Genomic DNA, 16,496 nt, shown 5'->3' on the forward strand with positions numbered 1-16,496 from the left:
CCATCGTTTCATGCGCCGCCCCGCGCGCCATTTATTTAATCGGTCTCCATGCATTCTAAAATCCTCATCCTCGATTTCGGCTCCCAGGTAACTCAGCTGATCGCGCGCCGCGTGCGCGACGCCGGCGTGTTCTCGGAAGTGTTCCCGTACGACGTCAGCGACGAATTCGTCCGCAACTACGGCGCGTCCGGCGTCATCCTGTCGGGCAGCCACAATTCGACGCTCGAAGGCGACTCGCCGCGCGCGCCGCAGGCTGTGTTCGAACTCGGCGTGCCTGTGCTGGGCATCTGCTACGGCATGCAAACGATGGCGGCCCAGTTGGGCGGCAAGGTCGAAAGCGGCCTGGTTCGCGAATTTGGCTACGCCGAAGTGCGTGCGCGCAGCCATACCGCGCTGCTGAACGGTATCAACGATTTCGTCACCGACGAAGGCCACGGCATGCTGAAGGTGTGGATGAGCCACGGCGACAAGGTGCTGGAAATGCCGCCAGGCTTCAAGCTGATGGGCAACACCGAAAGCTGCCCGATCGCCGCGATGGCGGATGAAGAGCGCCGTTTCTACGCGCTGCAGTTCCATCCGGAAGTGACGCACACCTCGCAGGGCAAGGCCATCCTCGGCCGCTTCGTGCACGAGATCTGCGGCTGCAAGTCGGACTGGAACATGCCGGATTACATTTCCGAAGCGGTCCAGAAGATCCGCGACCAGGTTGGTACCGATGAAGTCATCCTCGGCTTGTCGGGCGGCGTCGATTCGAGCGTGGCAGCCGCGCTGATCCACCGCGCGATCGGCGACCAGCTGACCTGCGTGTTTGTCGACCACGGCCTGCTGCGCCTCGACGAAGGCAAGATGGTGATGGACATGTTCGCCAAGAACCTCGGCGTGAAGGTGCTGCGCATCGATGCCGAAGACCAGTTCCTCGGCCACCTGGCCGGCGTTGCCGACCCGGAAGCCAAGCGCAAGATCATCGGCCGCGAATTCGTCGAAGTGTTCCAGGTCGAGGCCGGCAAGCTGAAGAACGCCAAGTGGCTGGCGCAGGGCACCATCTACCCGGACGTCATCGAAAGCGCGGGCAAGGGCAAGAAGGGCCAGACCATCAAGAGCCACCACAATGTGGGCGGCCTGCCGGAAACGCTGAACCTGAAGCTGCTGGAGCCGCTGCGCGAACTGTTCAAGGACGAAGTGCGCAAGCTGGGCGTCGCGCTCGGCCTGCCGCATGACATGGTGTATCGCCATCCGTTCCCGGGCCCGGGCCTGGGTGTGCGCATTCTCGGCGAAGTGAAGAAGGAATTCGCCGACCTGCTGCGCCGCGCGGATGCGATCTTCATCGAAGAGCTGCGCAAGACCCCGTGCGACATTCCTGCGCTGGAAAGCATCGACGCGGGCGAAGCGCCGAAGAACTGGTACGAGGCGACCAGCCAGGCGTTTGCGGTATTCCTGCCAGTTAAATCGGTGGGCGTGATGGGCGATGGCCGCACTTATGAATATGTGGTTGCACTGCGCGCGGTGCAGACGCTGGACTTCATGACGGCGCAGTGGGCGCATCTGCCGCATAGCCTGCTGGGTAAGGTGTCGAACCGGATCATCAATGAAGTGCGCGGGATTAACCGGGTGGTTTACGATATCTCGGGCAAGCCGCCTGCAACGATCGAGTGGGAGTAATCTTCCGCCTCGAATATGCAATTCGTAAAAACCCGCTTCGGCGGGTTTTTTTGTGAGCAAGGCGTATGCACCATGTAACGCGCGGGCGCATGGGTAGTCTATTCCATGCACGGTTCGGTTGCTGGTCTCGGAGGGGCTAGGCTGTATTGATATGCAAACCATGCATTCCTTTGGTCTGTGATTCGCCAGGGATATCACAGCACGGTTAAAGCGATATTGGACAAAGCGTAAGCGGGAGGGCAATCTGGCCCTATCCGCAATTCCAATTGGACTCCAATCATGCCGCAATACCGCTCCCGAACCACCACCCACGGCCGCAACATGGCCGGCGCGCGCGCGCTGTGGCGCGCCACCGGCATGAAAGACGGCGATTTCGACAAGCCGATCATCGCCGTGGTGAACTCCTTCACCCAGTTCGTGCCCGGCCACGTGCACCTGAAAGACCTGGGCCAGCTGGTCGCGCGCGAAATTGAAGCGGCCGGCGGCGTCGCCAAGGAATTCAACACCATCGCCGTCGACGACGGCATCGCGATGGGCCACGGCGGCATGCTCTATTCGCTGCCGTCGCGCGACCTGATCGCCGACTCGGTCGAGTACATGGTCAACGCGCACTGCGCCGACGCGATGGTCTGCATCTCCAACTGCGACAAGATCACGCCGGGCATGCTGATGGCCGCGATGCGCCTGAACATCCCGGTGGTGTTCGTCTCCGGCGGACCGATGGAAGCGGGCAAGGTCGTGAAGGTCGTCGACGGCACCCGGAAAATCATCAAGCTCGACCTGGTCGACGCGATGATCAAGGCCGGCGACAGCAGCATCAGCGACGCCGACGTGGCCGAGATCGAACGCTCCGCTTGCCCGACCTGCGGTTCGTGCTCCGGCATGTTTACCGCCAATTCGATGAACTGCCTGACCGAGGCGCTGGGCCTGTCCCTGCCGGGCAACGGCACCATCGTCGCCACGCACGCCGACCGCAAGGAGCTGTTCCTGCGCGCCGGCCGCACGATCGTCGAACTGGCCAAGCGCTATTACGAGCAGGACGATGCATCCATCCTGCCGCGCAATATCGCCACCATGGCCGCGTTCGAGAACGCGATGGCCCTGGACGTGTCGATGGGCGGCTCGACCAACACCGTGCTGCACCTTCTGGCTGCCGCGCACGAAGCCGGCGTGCCGTTCACGATGGCGGACATCGACCGGATCTCGCGCAAGGTGCCATGCCTGTGCAAGGTCGCGCCGATGACCGACAAGTACCACATCGAAGACGTGCACCGCGCCGGCGGCATCATGGCGATCCTGGGCGAGCTGGCGCGCGCCGGCCTGCTCGATACCTCGGTGTCGTCGGTGCATGCAAAGACGCTGGGCGAGGCGATCGAAAAGAACGACGTCAAGCGCTGCGACGACCAGGCGGTGCACCAGATGTTCCGCGCCGCGCCTGGCGGCGTGCCGACGCAGGTAGCATTCTCGCAGTCGGAACGTTACGCAGCGCTGGACCTGGACCGCAGCGCCGGCTGCATCCGCGACCTGGAGCATGCGTATTCGAAAGACGGCGGCCTGGCTGTCCTGTATGGCAACCTGGCCGAGAAAGGCTGCATCGTCAAGACGGCCGGCGTGGATGAAAGTATCCTGAAGTTTTCCGGCAAGGCGCGCGTGTTCGAAAGCCAGGACGACGCGGTGGAAGGCATCCTGGGCGACACCGTCCATGAGGGCGACGTGGTCATCATCCGCTACGAAGGGCCGAAGGGCGGCCCGGGCATGCAGGAAATGCTGTACCCGACCTCGTACATCAAGTCGAAAGGCCTGGGCAAAGCCTGCGCCTTGCTGACCGACGGCCGTTTCTCGGGCGGCTCGTCCGGCCTGGTGATCGGCCATGCATCGCCGGAAGCGGCGGAAGGCGGCGCGATCGGCCTGGTGGAGGAGGGCGACACGATCGACATCGACATCCCGAACCGTAGCATCAACCTGCGCATCGACGCCGCAGCACTGGCGGCGCGGCGCGCGGCGATGGAATCGAAGGGTGGCGCCGCATGGCAGCCGCTCAACCGCGAACGGGTGGTATCGCAGGCGTTGCAGGCGTACGCGGCGCTGACCACGTCGGCCGACCGCGGCGCGGTGCGCGACCTGTCGCAGCTAAAGCGCTGACCGCACAATTGATGAGGTGTTGACGGCGTTCAATGGTGCGCAGAGTACGGCTTAACTGCGCTATTCTCAAATTGTTCCAACGCTAATAGTTGCGGTGGTCGCGTTCTCAACAATGGGAGGAGTCACCATGAAACATACCCTCATCGCCGTTTTCGACAGCCGCACCGATGCCCAGGGCGCCATGGACGAGCTGCTGCTGTCCGGCTTCACGGGCACCGACGTGCGCCTGTCCGAGGACACCGCCAGCATCGCCGACACCGAAGTGTCCGACCGCACGGAGGAGCAAGGCATTGGCGCCAGCATCATACATTTCTTCACCGACTTGTTCGGCAGCGACCGCGACGTCCATGGGAACAAGTACGCCACGGCTGTCAGCAAGGGCCACCATGTGCTGACTGTGACGACCGCCGACGAGCCGGAGGCCGAGCGCGCCGCCGACATTGTCGAACGTTTCGGGCCGGTCGATATCGACGACAAGGTCGCCGAATGGAGCGGTGCGCCGCTTACCGCCAGTGGGCAGGCGATGCGCATGGCAAGCCCCGGCAGTATGCAACGGTCGGAACGCACGACCCTGCATTTCCAGGGAGACCGCGGCCTGTTTGCGCAGCAGTCGCTGAACGATGAAAGGCCCATGGGCCATACCTACCAGGAAAGTATGGGGCCGGGGGATGAGTTGTCGACGGGGTATTTCGGCGGCGTGCAGCGCGGCGGCTCGCGTATTTTCTCCCCGCTGACTCCGGGCCAGGCGAACATCATCGATACGGAAACGTATAACCGCAGCCACTGGGACAGCACTTACGGTGCGGGCGGCCGCTCGTATGACGACTACGAGCCTGCCTACAGCTTCGGGCACGAGATGGCCACTATGTACCGCGACCGTCCCTGGGATGAGGCAGAGCCGGACGTTCGCAACAAGTGGGAATCGCGCGATACCGCCGGCGGCGCATCAACCTGGGAAGAGTTCAAGGCTGCCATCCGCCACGGGTGGGACCGCCTGACGCACTAGAGCCAGAGAAAGCCCGCCTCGGCGGGTTTTCTTTTTCGATACGCGACAGGCCAGCTTTAGAACGTGTGGCGCACATTGTTCATGGTGGTGCCGTACGATGTTATTCCGGATGAAATGCCTCCTCGCGCTTCCTTTTGAGTGAAGGCAGCATGACGACAACCATCGCCGCGACCGCCAGCCCGAGCATGGTCGCGCTGATCGGACGCTGCACGAACACCAGCGGGTCGCTGTGCGACAGCAGCAGCGCGCGCCGCAGGTACTCCTCCATCATCGGGCCGATGATAAAGCCCAGCAGCATCGGCGCCGGTTCGGCATCCAGTTTGGCGCAGGTGTAGCCGAACAAGCCAAACAAGGCCATCAGCCACACATCGAATTCGCTGTTGTTGAGGCTGAACACGCCGATCGCGCAGAACATCAGCACGGCGGGATACAGGCGATGGTAGGGGACCATGATCATCTTGACCCACAGCCCGATCATCGGCAGGTTCAGGACGACCAGGAACAGGTTGCCGAACCACATCGACACGATCAGGCCCCAGAACAGCGCCGGCTGCTCGGTCATCACCGCCGGGCCGGGCTGGATGCCCTGGATGATCAGGGCGCCGATCATCAGCGCCATCACCGGATTCGACGGGATTCCAAGGGTTAGCATCGGAATGAACGAGGTCTGGGCGCCGGCGTTGTTGGCCGCTTCCGGCGCCGCGACGCCTTCGATCGCGCCCTTCCCAAACTGGGCGGAGTTCCTGGATACTTTTTTCTCGATCGAATAGGCGGCAAACGATGCGAGCATGGCGCCTCCGCCAGGCAGGATGCCCAGCGCCGCGCCGAGCACCGTGCCCCGGACGACGGGCGCGATGATGCGTTTGAAATCCTCTTTGCTGAGCATGAGGCCCGACACTTTTTTCATCGCGAGGCTGCGGGTTTCGTCATGCTCGAGGTTGCGGACGATCTCGCCGACCCCGAACATGCCCATTGCGACGATGACGAAATTAATGCCGTCGGCCAGTTGCGGCACATCGAAGGTGTAACGCGCGACGCCGGAGTTGACGTCGGTGCCGACCAGGCCGAGCAGCAGGCCAAGCAACACCATGCCGACCGCGTTGAGCAGCGAGCCGCTGGCCAGCACCACCGATGCCACCAGTCCCAGCACCATCAGCGAGAAGTATTCCGCGGGCCCAAACCGGAGCGCCAGTTCCGCCAGTGGCGGAGCGAACGCGGCGAGCAGAACGATGGAGACCGTGCCGGCAAAGAACGAGGCCAGCGCGGCCGTGGCGAGCGCCTTGCCGGCATTGCCGTTGCGGGCCATCTGGTAGCCGTCGATCGCCGTGACTACCGAGGATGATTCGCCGGGCAGGTTGACCAGCACGGCCGTGGTGGATCCGCCATATTGGGCGCCGTAGTAAATCCCGGACAGCATGATCAGCGCGGAGATCGGCGGCAGGCCGAAGGTGGCCGGCAGCAGCATCGCGATGGTGGCGATCGGGCCCAGCCCCGGCAGGACGCCGACTGCGGTGCCGACAAAGACCCCGATCAGGCAATACATCAGGTTGCCCAGTGTGAAGGCGGTGGCGAAACCCAGTCCGAGGTTGCTTAGGATGTCCATTTTCCTGGCTAAAAGCGGAGCCGGGGGAGTCCACCTCCCGGAAGCCTTGAATTTTGCGCGTATGAACCTGCCAATGCAAGAGGCAGCTCAATCGTGTGTCGCTGTGCTAGCGAAAGGTTCGCGCAAGCACCGCATGCCTGTGCTGGAAGAACAGCTTGACGAACCATGCAAGGAGCGGCGACGCGAAGCGCGGCGAGAACTCCAGGTTGTCCGTGACAGTTGCGCCGTCACCTGCCGCTGTCACTATCCGCTCGTGCCGCCACATGCGCATCGAAAACAGCGGCGACTGCTCGACGAAGCGGCGGCCAGGCTCCAGTTCGACGAAGGTCAGCCTGGACATGTCCATCGGGAATATCCCAAACAGCAGGAAGTGGCAGCGGCCGAGCGATTTCCCGAGGGCGGTGTCCTTGTCGATGTGTTTCATCCCTTTGGGGAAAGTCATCTTCAGGACAGGCCACATCTCCGCCTGTATGCCCCGGGTCGACGTCGACCAGGTCCAGAGTTCGTCGACAGAAGTCGGTAAGGTGGTTACAAAAGTGAGGCGCTCTATCGGCATCCGGCTTCCACATGGTTGTTGCGGATATTGGTATTCTGTCCCTTTCCATGGTTTGCTTCCGTTAGCCAAGTCGCAGTTCGGGCAAGTTCCCCTGCTGGCGATCCGCTTTTCGCTTGCGCTGCCCGTGCCGGATGCCGATACCGGCGCCTTTGGCGAAGTCGCCGATGACCGGCACTGATGGCCGCTCCACGCACGACACGCGGCAAGGGCTTGCAGTTGAGTTCCAATCCGGTGCTGGCGCCAAAGCTGCCGGCCTGCCGTCACAAAATGGAACGCGCAGGTGCGCGACGCCGGCCAGATTGCGCAAACGGTGCAGGCGGCTATCCGGATCGCGACTCGCGGCAGGCGATGCCGCGGTTGAGTTGATCAGGCGTGCGCGCCGCCCGATCTTCTACGGCGGCGGAGGGCTGATCAACTCGGGCAATGAGGCGTGCAAAAAATTCGCGGAACTGGTTCGGCGAAAGCGCGGTCCATGCACGCTCACACTGATGGGACTCGGCGCCTTCCCCGCATCGAGCGAGCTTTGGCTCGGCATGCTGGGCATGCACGGCACGCCAGTGGCAGGAGCTCCATCACGCAGCGCGCTACAGCCACAGCTACTCCGAGGCCATGCCCGTTTTCGTCGCGCTGGCACGCGCGTTCGGGTGGAGCGCGCGGCGCGTCGAACACGCCGGCGAGCTCGATGCTGCGCTGTCGGAATGCCTGTCTTCGGACACGCCATACTTTCTGGATGTCGTCGTCGAGCAGGCCGAGAACTGCTTCCCGATGATCCCATCCGGGCACGGACATCACGAAATCATGCTTGGGAAAGACCGCTGGTATCGAGGTGGCCGGCCGGTGTCATGATGCCGAAATAATTGCCGGTTAGCATCTTGTGTTTGCGCCAGTTCGCGCTGGTCGATTCACAAAATCTAGGACGGCGATGGCCAGGCAAGCTTTGAACGACCCCACCCCGATTTCCAGCGCGCGCCCTTCATTGCTCGCGCTTCTGTTCTGGCCTGTCGCGGCGATTTTGCTGATCGCAGCGGTGTGGTGGATAACATTTGTACGCGCGAACAATGAGCGTACCGAGGCCGAACAGAACACACGCCGCGAAGCGACTGCGGCGGCCCAGGCATACGAGCAGTACGTGACCCGGTCGGTGGCGCAGATGGATCAGGTGTCGATGCAGCTGAAACAAAGCTGGGAGCAATCGAACGGCCAACTGCGGCTGGAACACCTGACCCGCGACGGCATGTTCCTCGATAGCGCGTTCGTCGCTGTCAGCGTCGTCGACGCGCAGGGTCGGGTAATCAGCTCTACCCGCGCCAGCGAACTCGATACCTCGTATGCGCAGTCCGCATTCTTCAAATTCCACCGCAATAACAACTCAAGTTCCCTGAAGATCGAAACGCCCCAAGGGGCGCCAACCCCGGTCCACGCCGCAGTTTTGTTCAGCCGCCGCCTCGATACCCGCGAAGAAGCGTTCGACGGCGTCGTGGTCGTGACCGTGCCGTCCGACTACCTCACATCGTTCTACGTGCCGTCGGCACTCGGTCGCGAGGGCATGGTCGCTACGGTGGGCGCGGAGTCCGGGCTGCGGCTGGAACAGCAAGAATACGCTGGTGCCAGCCCGTCCGAGACGGCATTCCCGCATAACCCAGGGCTGTGGGCCGCGGAATACGGTGTTTCGCTGCTGGATGGCGAACGTGGTTTTCCGGACGGCCAGCCGCGCTTTCTCGCCTGGCGCCACTCGTCGGCGTACCCGCTGGTCGCCCTGGTCGCGCTGTCGAAGAACGAGGCGATGGCGGCCGCGGATGCCTACTGGATCGATGGCCGCAACAATGCGGCATTCGCTTCGTTTGGCCTGGCGTTGATCGCCGCATTGGCAACCGTGCTCGCACGCCGCGCCGCCCATCGGCTCAGCGAACAGGAAGACGTGCGGCTCGCCTACCGGACGGCCACCGAAAGTGCCAACGACGGCTTCTACATGGCCGCCGCCCTGCGCAACGACGCCGGGGAGATTGTCGATTTCCAGATTGTCGACTGCAACGAACGTGGCGCCTATTTTTATGGGACCTCACGCGGAGAGCTCCTTGGCAAGCGCTTGTCCTCCATCGAGGCCGGCGTATTCGGCGACGCGCTGCTGGACACCTACACCGCGGCGATGGAATCGGGCTTCCATGAGGACGAGCGCGAGATGCCGTCCGATAAGCGCCTCAACATCAAGTGGGGCCACCGTCGCCTTGTCCGTGTCGGTAACGGGCTCGCAGTGACACTGCGCGACATCAGCGAACGCAAGGCGCATGTCGTCGAACTGGAGCGGCTCGCCAACGAAGACATGTTGACCGGGCTGCCGAACCGCCATTGGCTGATGGGGTTTCTGCCCCTTGCGATGGCGGCCAGCCGTGCCAATGGCACCGAGCTTTCGCTGCTGTTCATCGACCTCGACGAATTCAAACAGGTCAATGACCTGCACGGACATGCCGTCGGCGACCAGCTGCTCAAGGCGGCGGGTGAGCGCCTGCGCGCACTGCTGCGCCCGGGCGATCATGTGGTCCGATTCGGTGGCGACGAATTCATCGTGCTGCTGATGCCCTCGGAGGCGGAGCAGCAGGCTGCCAGCGTCGCCGAACGCATCATCGCCGCGTTCGGGACGCCGTTCACAATTGGCGGCGAACAGCCGCAGGTCGGCGCGTCCGTTGGCATCAGCGTGTTTCCTCGCGACGCCGCAGATGCTGCGGCGTTGATCAAGAACGGCGACATCGCCATGTACGCGGGGAAGACCGATGGCAAGGGACAGTACCGCTATTTCGAGGCATCGCAGTCGCGCATTATCCAAAGCCGCCTCCAGCTGAAACACAGGCTGCTCGAGGCAATCGAGCTTGACCAGTTCGTGCTGTACTACCAGCCGCGGGTCGATGCCTACACGGGCAAGGTATGCAGCATGGAGGCGTTGGTGCGCTGGATCCATCCGCAGCATGGACTGGTGTCGCCGCTCGAGTTCATCCCGATGGCCGAAACCACTGGCCTGATCCTGCGCATCGGCGAAATGGTGATGGAGAAGGCGTGCCGCCAGATCGACGAATGGCGCAGCGCGGGACTGGCTGTCGTGCCGGTCTCGATCAACGTGTCGCCGAAACAGTTCGCTCGGGGCGAGGTGCATCGCCAGCTGGCCGTTTATCTTGACCGGTACGCGATACCTTCTTCATTGCTGGAGGTGGAGATCACGGAGTCGGCCATGATGGGCGAGCAGGAAGAAGTGCTGGCGGAGCTTGGCGCCATCCGGGCTTTGGGCGTCAAGCTGCATGTCGATGATTTCGGCACCGGCTATTCGTCATTGTCGCAGTTGCAGAAACTGAAAATGGATGTGCTGAAGGTCGACCGGGCGTTCACGTCGGAACTGGGCAACTCGCGCGAGGGACGGGTGTTCTTCCAGGCGATCGTCTCGATGGCGCATGCGCTGGGCATGTCGGTTGTCGCCGAAGGCGTGGAGACAGCCGAGCAGCTGGGCATTTTGCAGGAGTTGGGTTGCAATGAAGTCCAGGGCTATTATCTGGCGAGGCCGATGCCGGCGGCGGCGATTCCTTCCGTTCTCACGCAAGGAAATCTGTTCGCCACGACACGTTAGCTCTGTTTTGCGGGCAGCACGGTGCCGCGGCACTCGCCAAATCCAATGCGGGCAGTGCCAGGCTTCTCGCACCAGCCGCGCATGATGACCGTATCGCCATCGAGCAGGTAGGTGCGGCTGTCGCCGTCCGGCAGGCTCAATGGTTCCTTGCCGCCCGACGTCAGCTCGATCAACGCGCCGGCCTGGTCGGGCGTCGGTCCGGACAAGGTCCCGCTGCCGAACAGGTCGCCCGGCTGTAAATTGCACCCGCCGACCGTGTGGTGCGCGAGCAGCTGCGCCACGGTCCAATAGGCGTGGCGGTAGCTGGTCGCAGACAGCTGCGCAGGCGCGCTGCCGGCCGAACGCATGCGTTCACTTTCAAGCAGCACCTGGAGTTGCACGTCGAAGGCGCCGCCGGCGCGGTTGGCGGGCGTATCCAGGTAAGGCAGCGGTTGCGGATCGCCTTCCGGCCGCGCGAACGGCACACGGTAAGGCGCCAGCGCCTCCAGCGTCACGATCCACGGCGACACGGTGGTCGCGAAGTTCTTCGACAGGAAAGGCCCGAGCGGCTGGTATTCCCAGGCCTGCACATCGCGCGCCGACCAGTCGTTCAACAGGCACAGCCCGAACACGTGCGACTCGGCCTGGTCCATCGGCACCGAGCTGCAGGACTGGTTCCCGGTCCCCACATAAATCCCCAGCTCCAGTTCGTAGTCAAGGCGCTTGCATGGTCCGAAGTCAGGTTCGGACTTCCCGGGCGCCATGGTCTGGCCAACCGGGCGATTGAAACCCTGGCCCGATACCTGGATTGACGAGGCACGCCCGTGATAGCCGATCGGAACCCACTTATAGTTGGGCATCAACGGACTCTCGGGCCGGAACAGCTTGCCCACGCTGGTGGCGTGGTGGATCGAGGTGTAGAAGTCCGTGTAGTCGCCGATCTTCGCCGGCACGGTGTACTCGGCGTCCGATTGCGGAACCAGGCACGCGCTTAGCAGCTCGCGTTCGGGCGCGCCGGTGCGCAGTGCGCGGCTGAGGGCGAGCCGCAGCGCGCCCCATGCGTCGGGGCCCATCGCCATGAAGCGGTTCAGTGAACTGTCGCCGCATGCAGCCGCAAACCGCAGCGACTGTGGCGACAACGCAGCACGGCTGGCGGCCATGCGCAGGTCGACGATCTGGTCGCCAATCGCAACGCCGCCGCGGAAGGTCTCGTCGGATCCGGCGCGGCGGAATACCGCAAACGGCAGGTTCTGGATCGGGAAATCGGCGCCCGGCTGGTTGGCCGAGGCAACCCAGCTGCGCAACGCCGGCGCGTGGGTTTCGTTTAGCAATGACATGAATGCTCCTTGTGGTTTCAGCGCTGGGTTGGATCGAAGCGCTTTTCCAGCCCTTGCCAACAGTTGGCGTAGCTGGTTTGCAGTTGGGCCGACTCGAGCGCGTGAACGGTCGGGCGGATGACCGCCGGCGTTTCGAACATGAAGGCCATGGTGTCGGCCACGTAATGCGGCTTGCTGGTGTCGGCCACGCTGGCCTTGTCGAACGCCTCGGCATCGGGTCCATGGCCGCTCATGCAGTTATGCAGCGATGCGCCGCCGGGCGCGAAGCCCTCGGCCTTGGCGTCATAGGCGCCGTGGATCAGTCCCATGAACTCGCTGGCGAAGTTGCGGTGGAACCAGGGCGGGCGGAAGGTGTCCTCCGCGTTCAGCCAGCGCGGCGGGAAGATCACGAAATCGAGGGTGTCTACGCCGGGCGTGTCGCTCGGCGCCTGCAGCACCAGGAAGATCGACGGGTCAGGGTGGTCGTAGCTGATCGAACCGATGGTGTTGAAGCGGCGCAGGTCGTATTTGTAGGGCGCGTAGTTGCCGTGCCACGCGACCACGTCGAGCGGCGAGTGCCCGATCGCGGCGCGCCACATGCGTCCCTGGAACTTGGCGACCAGTTCGAAGTCGCCCTCGCGGTCCTCGTAGCACGCCACCGGCGTGAGGAAGTCGCGCGGATTGGCAAGGCCATTCGATCCGATCACGCCCAGGTCCGGCAGGCGCAGCAGCGCGCCGTAGTTCTCGCACACGTAGCCGCGCGCGACAGGACCGTCGAGGCGTACCTGGAAGCGCACCCCGCGCGGAATCACGGCGATCTCGTGCGGCTCCACCTGGAGCGTTCCCAGCTCGGTCGCAATCGTCAGTGCGCCCAGCTGCGGCACGATCAGCAGCTCGCCATCGGCGTTGTAGAAGTAGCGTCCTTCCATCGAGCGGTTCGCCGCGTACAGATGGATGGCGCAGCCGGCGCCGGCGGCGGGATTGCCGTTGCCGCCCATGGTTACCAGGCCCTCGATGAAATCGGTCGGTCCATGCGGCAGCGGCAGCGGGTCCCAGCGCAGCTGGTTGGGTGAGACCGGCACGTCGTCGAAGCTGCTGACGATCCGGCCAGTTTCCGTGGCGGCGAACGGCCCGTGGATAGCCGCCGGGCGTATCCGATAGAGCCATGAGCGGCGGTTGGTATGGCGCGGCGCCGTGAAGGCGGTGCCGGACAACTGTTCGGCGTACAGCCCGTAAGGCGCGCGCTGTGGCGAGTTGCGCCCGGCCGGCAGTGCGCCGGGCAGGGCTTCGGTGGCGAATTCGTTGCCGAAGCCGGATTGATAATCGAGCTGCATGGGATGTCCTCCTGATGCGTTGTTCATTCCGCGAGGCCGGCGGCGGCATCGTCCACCATGCGCTCGACGGTGACGGGATCGCCGATCTGGCCGATCGCCAGCAGCGCGAAGCGGGCCAGGAACAGGGGCGACTTGTCCGCGCCCAGCTGGGTCATGGTCTTGCAAAGCCGCGTGTAGACGGCATCGAGTTCGCTGTCGTTCATGAGAGCTCCTTGCTCGGTGATGGATGCAGCAGGTGTTCGACCGCGGCGGCGAGCTGGCCTGCGTCCGGCGCCTGCCAGCGGCCCAGCACATGGCCGTCGGGCCGGACCAGGTAGACGCTGCCCGGCGCCGCGCCATACATGGGGAACAGGCGGCCGGTGTCGTCCCATGCGCAGCGCGATGCCGGGTCCAGCGGACGTTCCTGCGCAATCGGAACCAGGGTCAGGTCAATGCCCCTGTACCGCATCGACTCCGCAAACGCGGCGAGCTGCGGCGGCGCCGTGGCGTCGGTCGTGAAGCAAAGCGCGGTAACGCCGCTGCCAGGCAGGTCGGTGACGTGGCCCGGCGATCCCTTGGCCGCATTGAAGACCATGAGCGGGCACTCGGGCAGGACCGCGCCTGGCACAGGGCCCGCGCTCCACCCGTCCTGGTCCGCGATGTTCAGCGGCGAGCCGGTGTACGTGATGGCGGAACTCTGGCGTGGATTGATCAGCGGGCGCACGCAAGCGTGCTTTGCGGCGAGGCCAAGTACGGCGGTGCGCATCAGTTCAAAGGCAAACGAGGGCGGCGCCATGAATTCGGTGCTCTTGGTGCCGTAGCCGAGGTTCTCGTGAGTCGCTGCGACTCGCTCGCTGGAGTAGCTGTCCAGCAGGCTCTCGCCGGCCAGCCCCTTGACCACGTATGCCAGCTTCCACGACACATTGTCCGCGTCGTCGATGCCCGAATTCGCACCGCGCACGCCGAAGATAGGCACCAGGTGGGCGGCGTCGCCAGCGAACATCACGCGGCCGTGGCGGTACTCCTCCAGCGTCAGCGCGTTCGCCTTGTACATCGTGATCCAGATGGGCGCCCACGGTCCGCTCTCGCCCATCATGTCGAGCAGGCTTTGCACGCGCGGCAGCACGTTTTCCGGCTTGACCGCTTCGTCCGCGTTTTCGCCGTCCTGCACCTGGTAGTCGATGCGCCACACATTGTGCGGCTGCTTGTGCACCAGTACCGTCGATCCGGGATTGCATGGCGGGTCGAAGTAGGCCAGCCGCTCGGTCGGGCGCTCGCTTTCGAGCTTGATGTCGACGATGATGTAGCGGCCTTCATAGCTGGCGCCGCGCAGCGGCAGTCCCATCGCCTCGCGGATCGTGCTGCGCCCGCCGTCGCAGGCCACCAGCCAATCGGCGTCCAGAGAGTAATTGCCCGCGGGCGTGTCCAGGCTGAGCGTGACGCCATCGTCACCGTGCTTGAAGCCGGTGACGCGCGCCTGCCAGCGGATGTCGATCAGGTGCGGGTACTTTTCGGCCGCCTCGAGCAGCAGTTCCTCGATGTGGTACTGGGCAAGGTTGACCATCGGCGGCAGCTTCTGGTTGTCGTCCTGCGGCATTTTAAAGTGCAGCACCTCGGTATCGCGGTAGAAGCTGCGCCCGCCAGTCCACGGCAGGCCGGTCTTGAGGAAGCCATCGAGGGCGCCAAGGCGTTCGATGATCTCCAGGCTGCGGCGCGAGATGCAGATCGCGCGGCTGCCCTGGCAGACCGAGTCGTCCGCTTCGATCAGCACCGAGGCGATGCCCTGGCGCGCCAGCCCGAGCGCGGTGGACAGGCCGACCGGCCCGCCCCCGACAATGGCTACCTTGTGGCGGATTGCCGCTTCCGGCGGCGGGATGCGGGCCGGGTACTGCCGGGCCGTGAACGGGTAGGGTGCAAATTCAATGGTCATCGTCTTTTCCTTCAATGGTCGGTTTTCGGGCGCGCGCCGATCGGCAGCATCAGCACGATCACCGTGCCGGCCACCAGCAGGGCGCTGGCGTAGAACAGGCCGCCCGTAAAGCTCCCGGTCGCATCCTTGATCCAGCCGACCACCAGCGGATTAATCGCCGAGCTCACGTTACCGGCCGCGTTAATGACAGCGATGCCGATCGCCTGCGCCTTCCAGCTCAGGGCCTGGTCGGGCGTGGTCCAGAAAATCGACATGGCGGTGTACGAGCCGGCCGATGCCATGCAGATGCCAAGCATCTGCACCACCGGGTCGCCTGACAGCGCGGTGAACATCCAGCCGACGGCCGAGGCCAGCATCGGAATGACCAGGTGCCAGCGGCGCTCCTGCTTGCGGTCCGAACGGCGGCCCCACCAGATCATCGCCACGATGGTGACCACCTGCGGAATCGCGGCCAGCAGGCCGATGGTGCGGTTGCTGGCGTCGGCGCTGAAGCTCTTGACGATCAGCGGCGTCCACACCGCCACCATGGCCAGCGTATTCACCAGGCAGAAGTAGGCCAGCCCGAACTTGACCACGGCCGGGGAAGTCAGCTCGGCGAACAGGCTGGGTTCAGGCGCGGCGCCCCCTGGTACTGGCTGTTTGCGGACGCTCCGCAGGCTGCGTTCCAGCGTGCTTTTCTCGGCGGCGCTCAGCCACTTTGCGTCTTGCGGCTTGTCGTCGAGGTACCAGAACACGATCAGGCCGAGGATCGACGACGGCAGGCCTTCCAGCATGAACAGCCACTGCCAGCCTTTCAGTCCCATCGCGCCATCGAGTTCGAGGATGTAGCCCGACACGGCCGATCCCAGCGCGGCGGTGACCGGCATCGCGATCATGAACAGCGCGTTGGCGCGGGCCCGGTAGGCGGGCGGGAACCAGAAGGTCAGGTACAGCAGCATCCCGGGCAGGAAGCCGGCTTCGGTGATGCCGACCAGGATGCGCAACAGATACAGGGTCTCCGGGCTGGTGGCGAACATGGTCGCGGTCGAGGCCAGGCCCCAGCCGATCATGATGGTCCCGATCCAGCGCCGCGCGCCGACCTTCGCCAGCGCGATATTGCTTGGTATGCCGAACGCGACGTAGGCGATGTAGAAGAGGGTAGTGGCGAGGCCGAACTGGGTGGCGGAGAGGCCAAGGTCGGCGGACATCGTCAGCGCGGCGAAGCCGATGTTGATGCGGTCGAGGAAGGAGAAGACGAACAGCAGGAAGATAAACCAGAGCAGGCGACGCGACACCTTGCCGATGACCTGTTGTTCGAGCTCGAGTTGCTGATGCGATGCGCCGCTGGATGGCGCCTGGATTAACGTGGTCACCGGTGGCATTGGGGGTCTCCTGATATCCGG

At 64.1% G+C, this 16,496-nt stretch carries 11 protein-coding genes and 2 pseudogenes; 6 read left to right on the forward strand and 7 right to left on the reverse strand.

Translation table 11 applies throughout. From position 1 onward, the window contains the following. Nucleotides 1-48 precede the first annotated feature (48 nt). The 3 genes from guaA to HHL21_RS03235 all read left to right on the forward strand — a co-directional run bounded on the left by guaA (nucleotide 49) and on the right by HHL21_RS03235 (nucleotide 4,807). Nucleotides 49-1,659: a glutamine-hydrolyzing GMP synthase gene (gene guaA, locus HHL21_RS03225; protein WP_169463775.1), complete on the forward strand. Its 1,611-nt coding sequence runs from the start codon at nucleotides 49-51 to the stop codon at nucleotides 1,657-1,659. A gap of 279 nt (nucleotides 1,660-1,938) precedes the next feature. Next, entirely contained in the window at nucleotides 1,939-3,801 is a 1,863-nt protein-coding gene (gene ilvD, locus HHL21_RS03230) for a dihydroxy-acid dehydratase (protein ID WP_169463776.1), read from the forward strand. Nucleotides 3,802-3,928: 127 nt separating this feature from the next. Further along, nucleotides 3,929-4,807 (forward strand): hypothetical protein, encoded by an 879-nt coding sequence (locus HHL21_RS03235; protein ID WP_169463777.1) that lies wholly within the window; start codon nucleotides 3,929-3,931, stop codon nucleotides 4,805-4,807. Between the two features lie 100 nt (nucleotides 4,808-4,907). On the opposite strand, the gene HHL21_RS03240 is transcribed toward HHL21_RS03235, so the two are convergent. Next, a complete protein-coding gene (locus HHL21_RS03240; protein WP_169463778.1) occupies nucleotides 4,908-6,410 on the reverse strand; it encodes a tripartite tricarboxylate transporter permease in 1,503 nt (500 codons plus the stop codon). Nucleotides 6,411-6,516: 106 nt separating this feature from the next. Next, nucleotides 6,517-6,966: an Rv1443c family protein gene (locus HHL21_RS03245; RefSeq protein WP_502569631.1), complete on the reverse strand. Its 450-nt coding sequence runs from the start codon at nucleotides 6,964-6,966 to the stop codon at nucleotides 6,517-6,519. A 164-nt stretch (nucleotides 6,967-7,130) separates the two neighbouring features. Between HHL21_RS03245 and HHL21_RS22250 the strand changes: the two are divergent. The 3 genes and pseudogenes from HHL21_RS22250 to HHL21_RS03255 form a co-directional block, all read left to right on the forward strand. Continuing rightward, nucleotides 7,131-7,469: pseudogene (locus HHL21_RS22250) on the forward strand (hypothetical protein); the annotation flags it as partial. Between the two features lie 49 nt (nucleotides 7,470-7,518). Next, nucleotides 7,519-7,812 (forward strand): annotated as a pseudogene (locus HHL21_RS22255) (thiamine pyrophosphate-dependent enzyme); the annotation flags it as partial. A 91-nt stretch (nucleotides 7,813-7,903) separates the two neighbouring features. Continuing rightward, a complete protein-coding gene (locus HHL21_RS03255; RefSeq protein WP_229495903.1) occupies nucleotides 7,904-10,576 on the forward strand; it encodes a bifunctional diguanylate cyclase/phosphodiesterase in 2,673 nt (890 codons plus the stop codon). Here HHL21_RS03255 and fahA read toward each other — a convergent pair. From fahA to HHL21_RS03280, 5 genes are read right to left on the reverse strand one after another with little or no spacing between them, the layout of a single operon-like run. Next, complete coding sequence (gene fahA, locus HHL21_RS03260; protein WP_169463781.1) at nucleotides 10,573-11,892, reverse strand: fumarylacetoacetase; 1,320 nt, start codon at nucleotides 11,890-11,892, stop codon at nucleotides 10,573-10,575. The two genes, HHL21_RS03255 and fahA, sit on opposite strands and share 4 nt — an antisense overlap. Before the next feature lie 17 nt (nucleotides 11,893-11,909). Further along, on the reverse strand, nucleotides 11,910-13,205 hold the full coding sequence (gene hmgA / locus HHL21_RS03265) for a homogentisate 1,2-dioxygenase (protein WP_169463782.1): 1,296 nt from the start codon (nucleotides 13,203-13,205) through the stop codon (nucleotides 11,910-11,912). 23 nt (nucleotides 13,206-13,228) lie between these two features. Continuing rightward, nucleotides 13,229-13,408: a hypothetical protein gene (locus tag HHL21_RS03270; protein WP_169463783.1), complete on the reverse strand. Its 180-nt coding sequence runs from the start codon at nucleotides 13,406-13,408 to the stop codon at nucleotides 13,229-13,231. Then, a complete protein-coding gene (locus HHL21_RS03275) occupies nucleotides 13,405-15,114 on the reverse strand; it encodes an FAD-dependent oxidoreductase (protein WP_169463784.1) in 1,710 nt (569 codons plus the stop codon). The genes HHL21_RS03270 and HHL21_RS03275 overlap by 4 nt, the downstream gene beginning before the upstream one ends. An 11-nt stretch (nucleotides 15,115-15,125) precedes the next feature. Beyond that, a complete protein-coding gene (locus HHL21_RS03280; protein WP_169463785.1) occupies nucleotides 15,126-16,475 on the reverse strand; it encodes an MFS transporter in 1,350 nt (449 codons plus the stop codon). Between the last annotated feature and the right edge of the window lie 21 nt (nucleotides 16,476-16,496).

Origin of the sequence: Massilia polaris (genome assembly GCF_012927275.1) — a bacterium.
Taxonomy (GTDB): domain Bacteria; phylum Pseudomonadota; class Gammaproteobacteria; order Burkholderiales; family Burkholderiaceae_D; genus Telluria_A; species Telluria_A polaris.

Coding starts and splice junctions, on each gene's coding strand:
- HHL21_RS03275 (WP_169463784.1), bottom strand. CDS start 15,114: ATGACCATTGAATTTGCACCCTACCCGTTCACGGCCCGGCAGTACCCG.
- fahA (WP_169463781.1), bottom strand. CDS start 11,892: ATGTCATTGCTAAACGAAACCCACGCGCCGGCGTTGCGCAGCTGGGTT.
- HHL21_RS03280 (WP_169463785.1), bottom strand. CDS start 16,475: ATGCCACCGGTGACCACGTTAATCCAGGCGCCATCCAGCGGCGCATCG.
- HHL21_RS03240 (WP_169463778.1), bottom strand. CDS start 6,410: ATGGACATCCTAAGCAACCTCGGACTGGGTTTCGCCACCGCCTTCACA.
- HHL21_RS03245 (WP_502569631.1), bottom strand. CDS start 6,966: ATGCCGATAGAGCGCCTCACTTTTGTAACCACCTTACCGACTTCTGTC.
- ilvD (WP_169463776.1), top strand. CDS start 1,939: ATGCCGCAATACCGCTCCCGAACCACCACCCACGGCCGCAACATGGCC.
- guaA (WP_169463775.1), top strand. CDS start 49: ATGCATTCTAAAATCCTCATCCTCGATTTCGGCTCCCAGGTAACTCAG.
- HHL21_RS03235 (WP_169463777.1), top strand. CDS start 3,929: ATGAAACATACCCTCATCGCCGTTTTCGACAGCCGCACCGATGCCCAG.
- HHL21_RS03270 (WP_169463783.1), bottom strand. CDS start 13,408: ATGAACGACAGCGAACTCGATGCCGTCTACACGCGGCTTTGCAAGACC.
- hmgA (WP_169463782.1), bottom strand. CDS start 13,205: ATGCAGCTCGATTATCAATCCGGCTTCGGCAACGAATTCGCCACCGAA.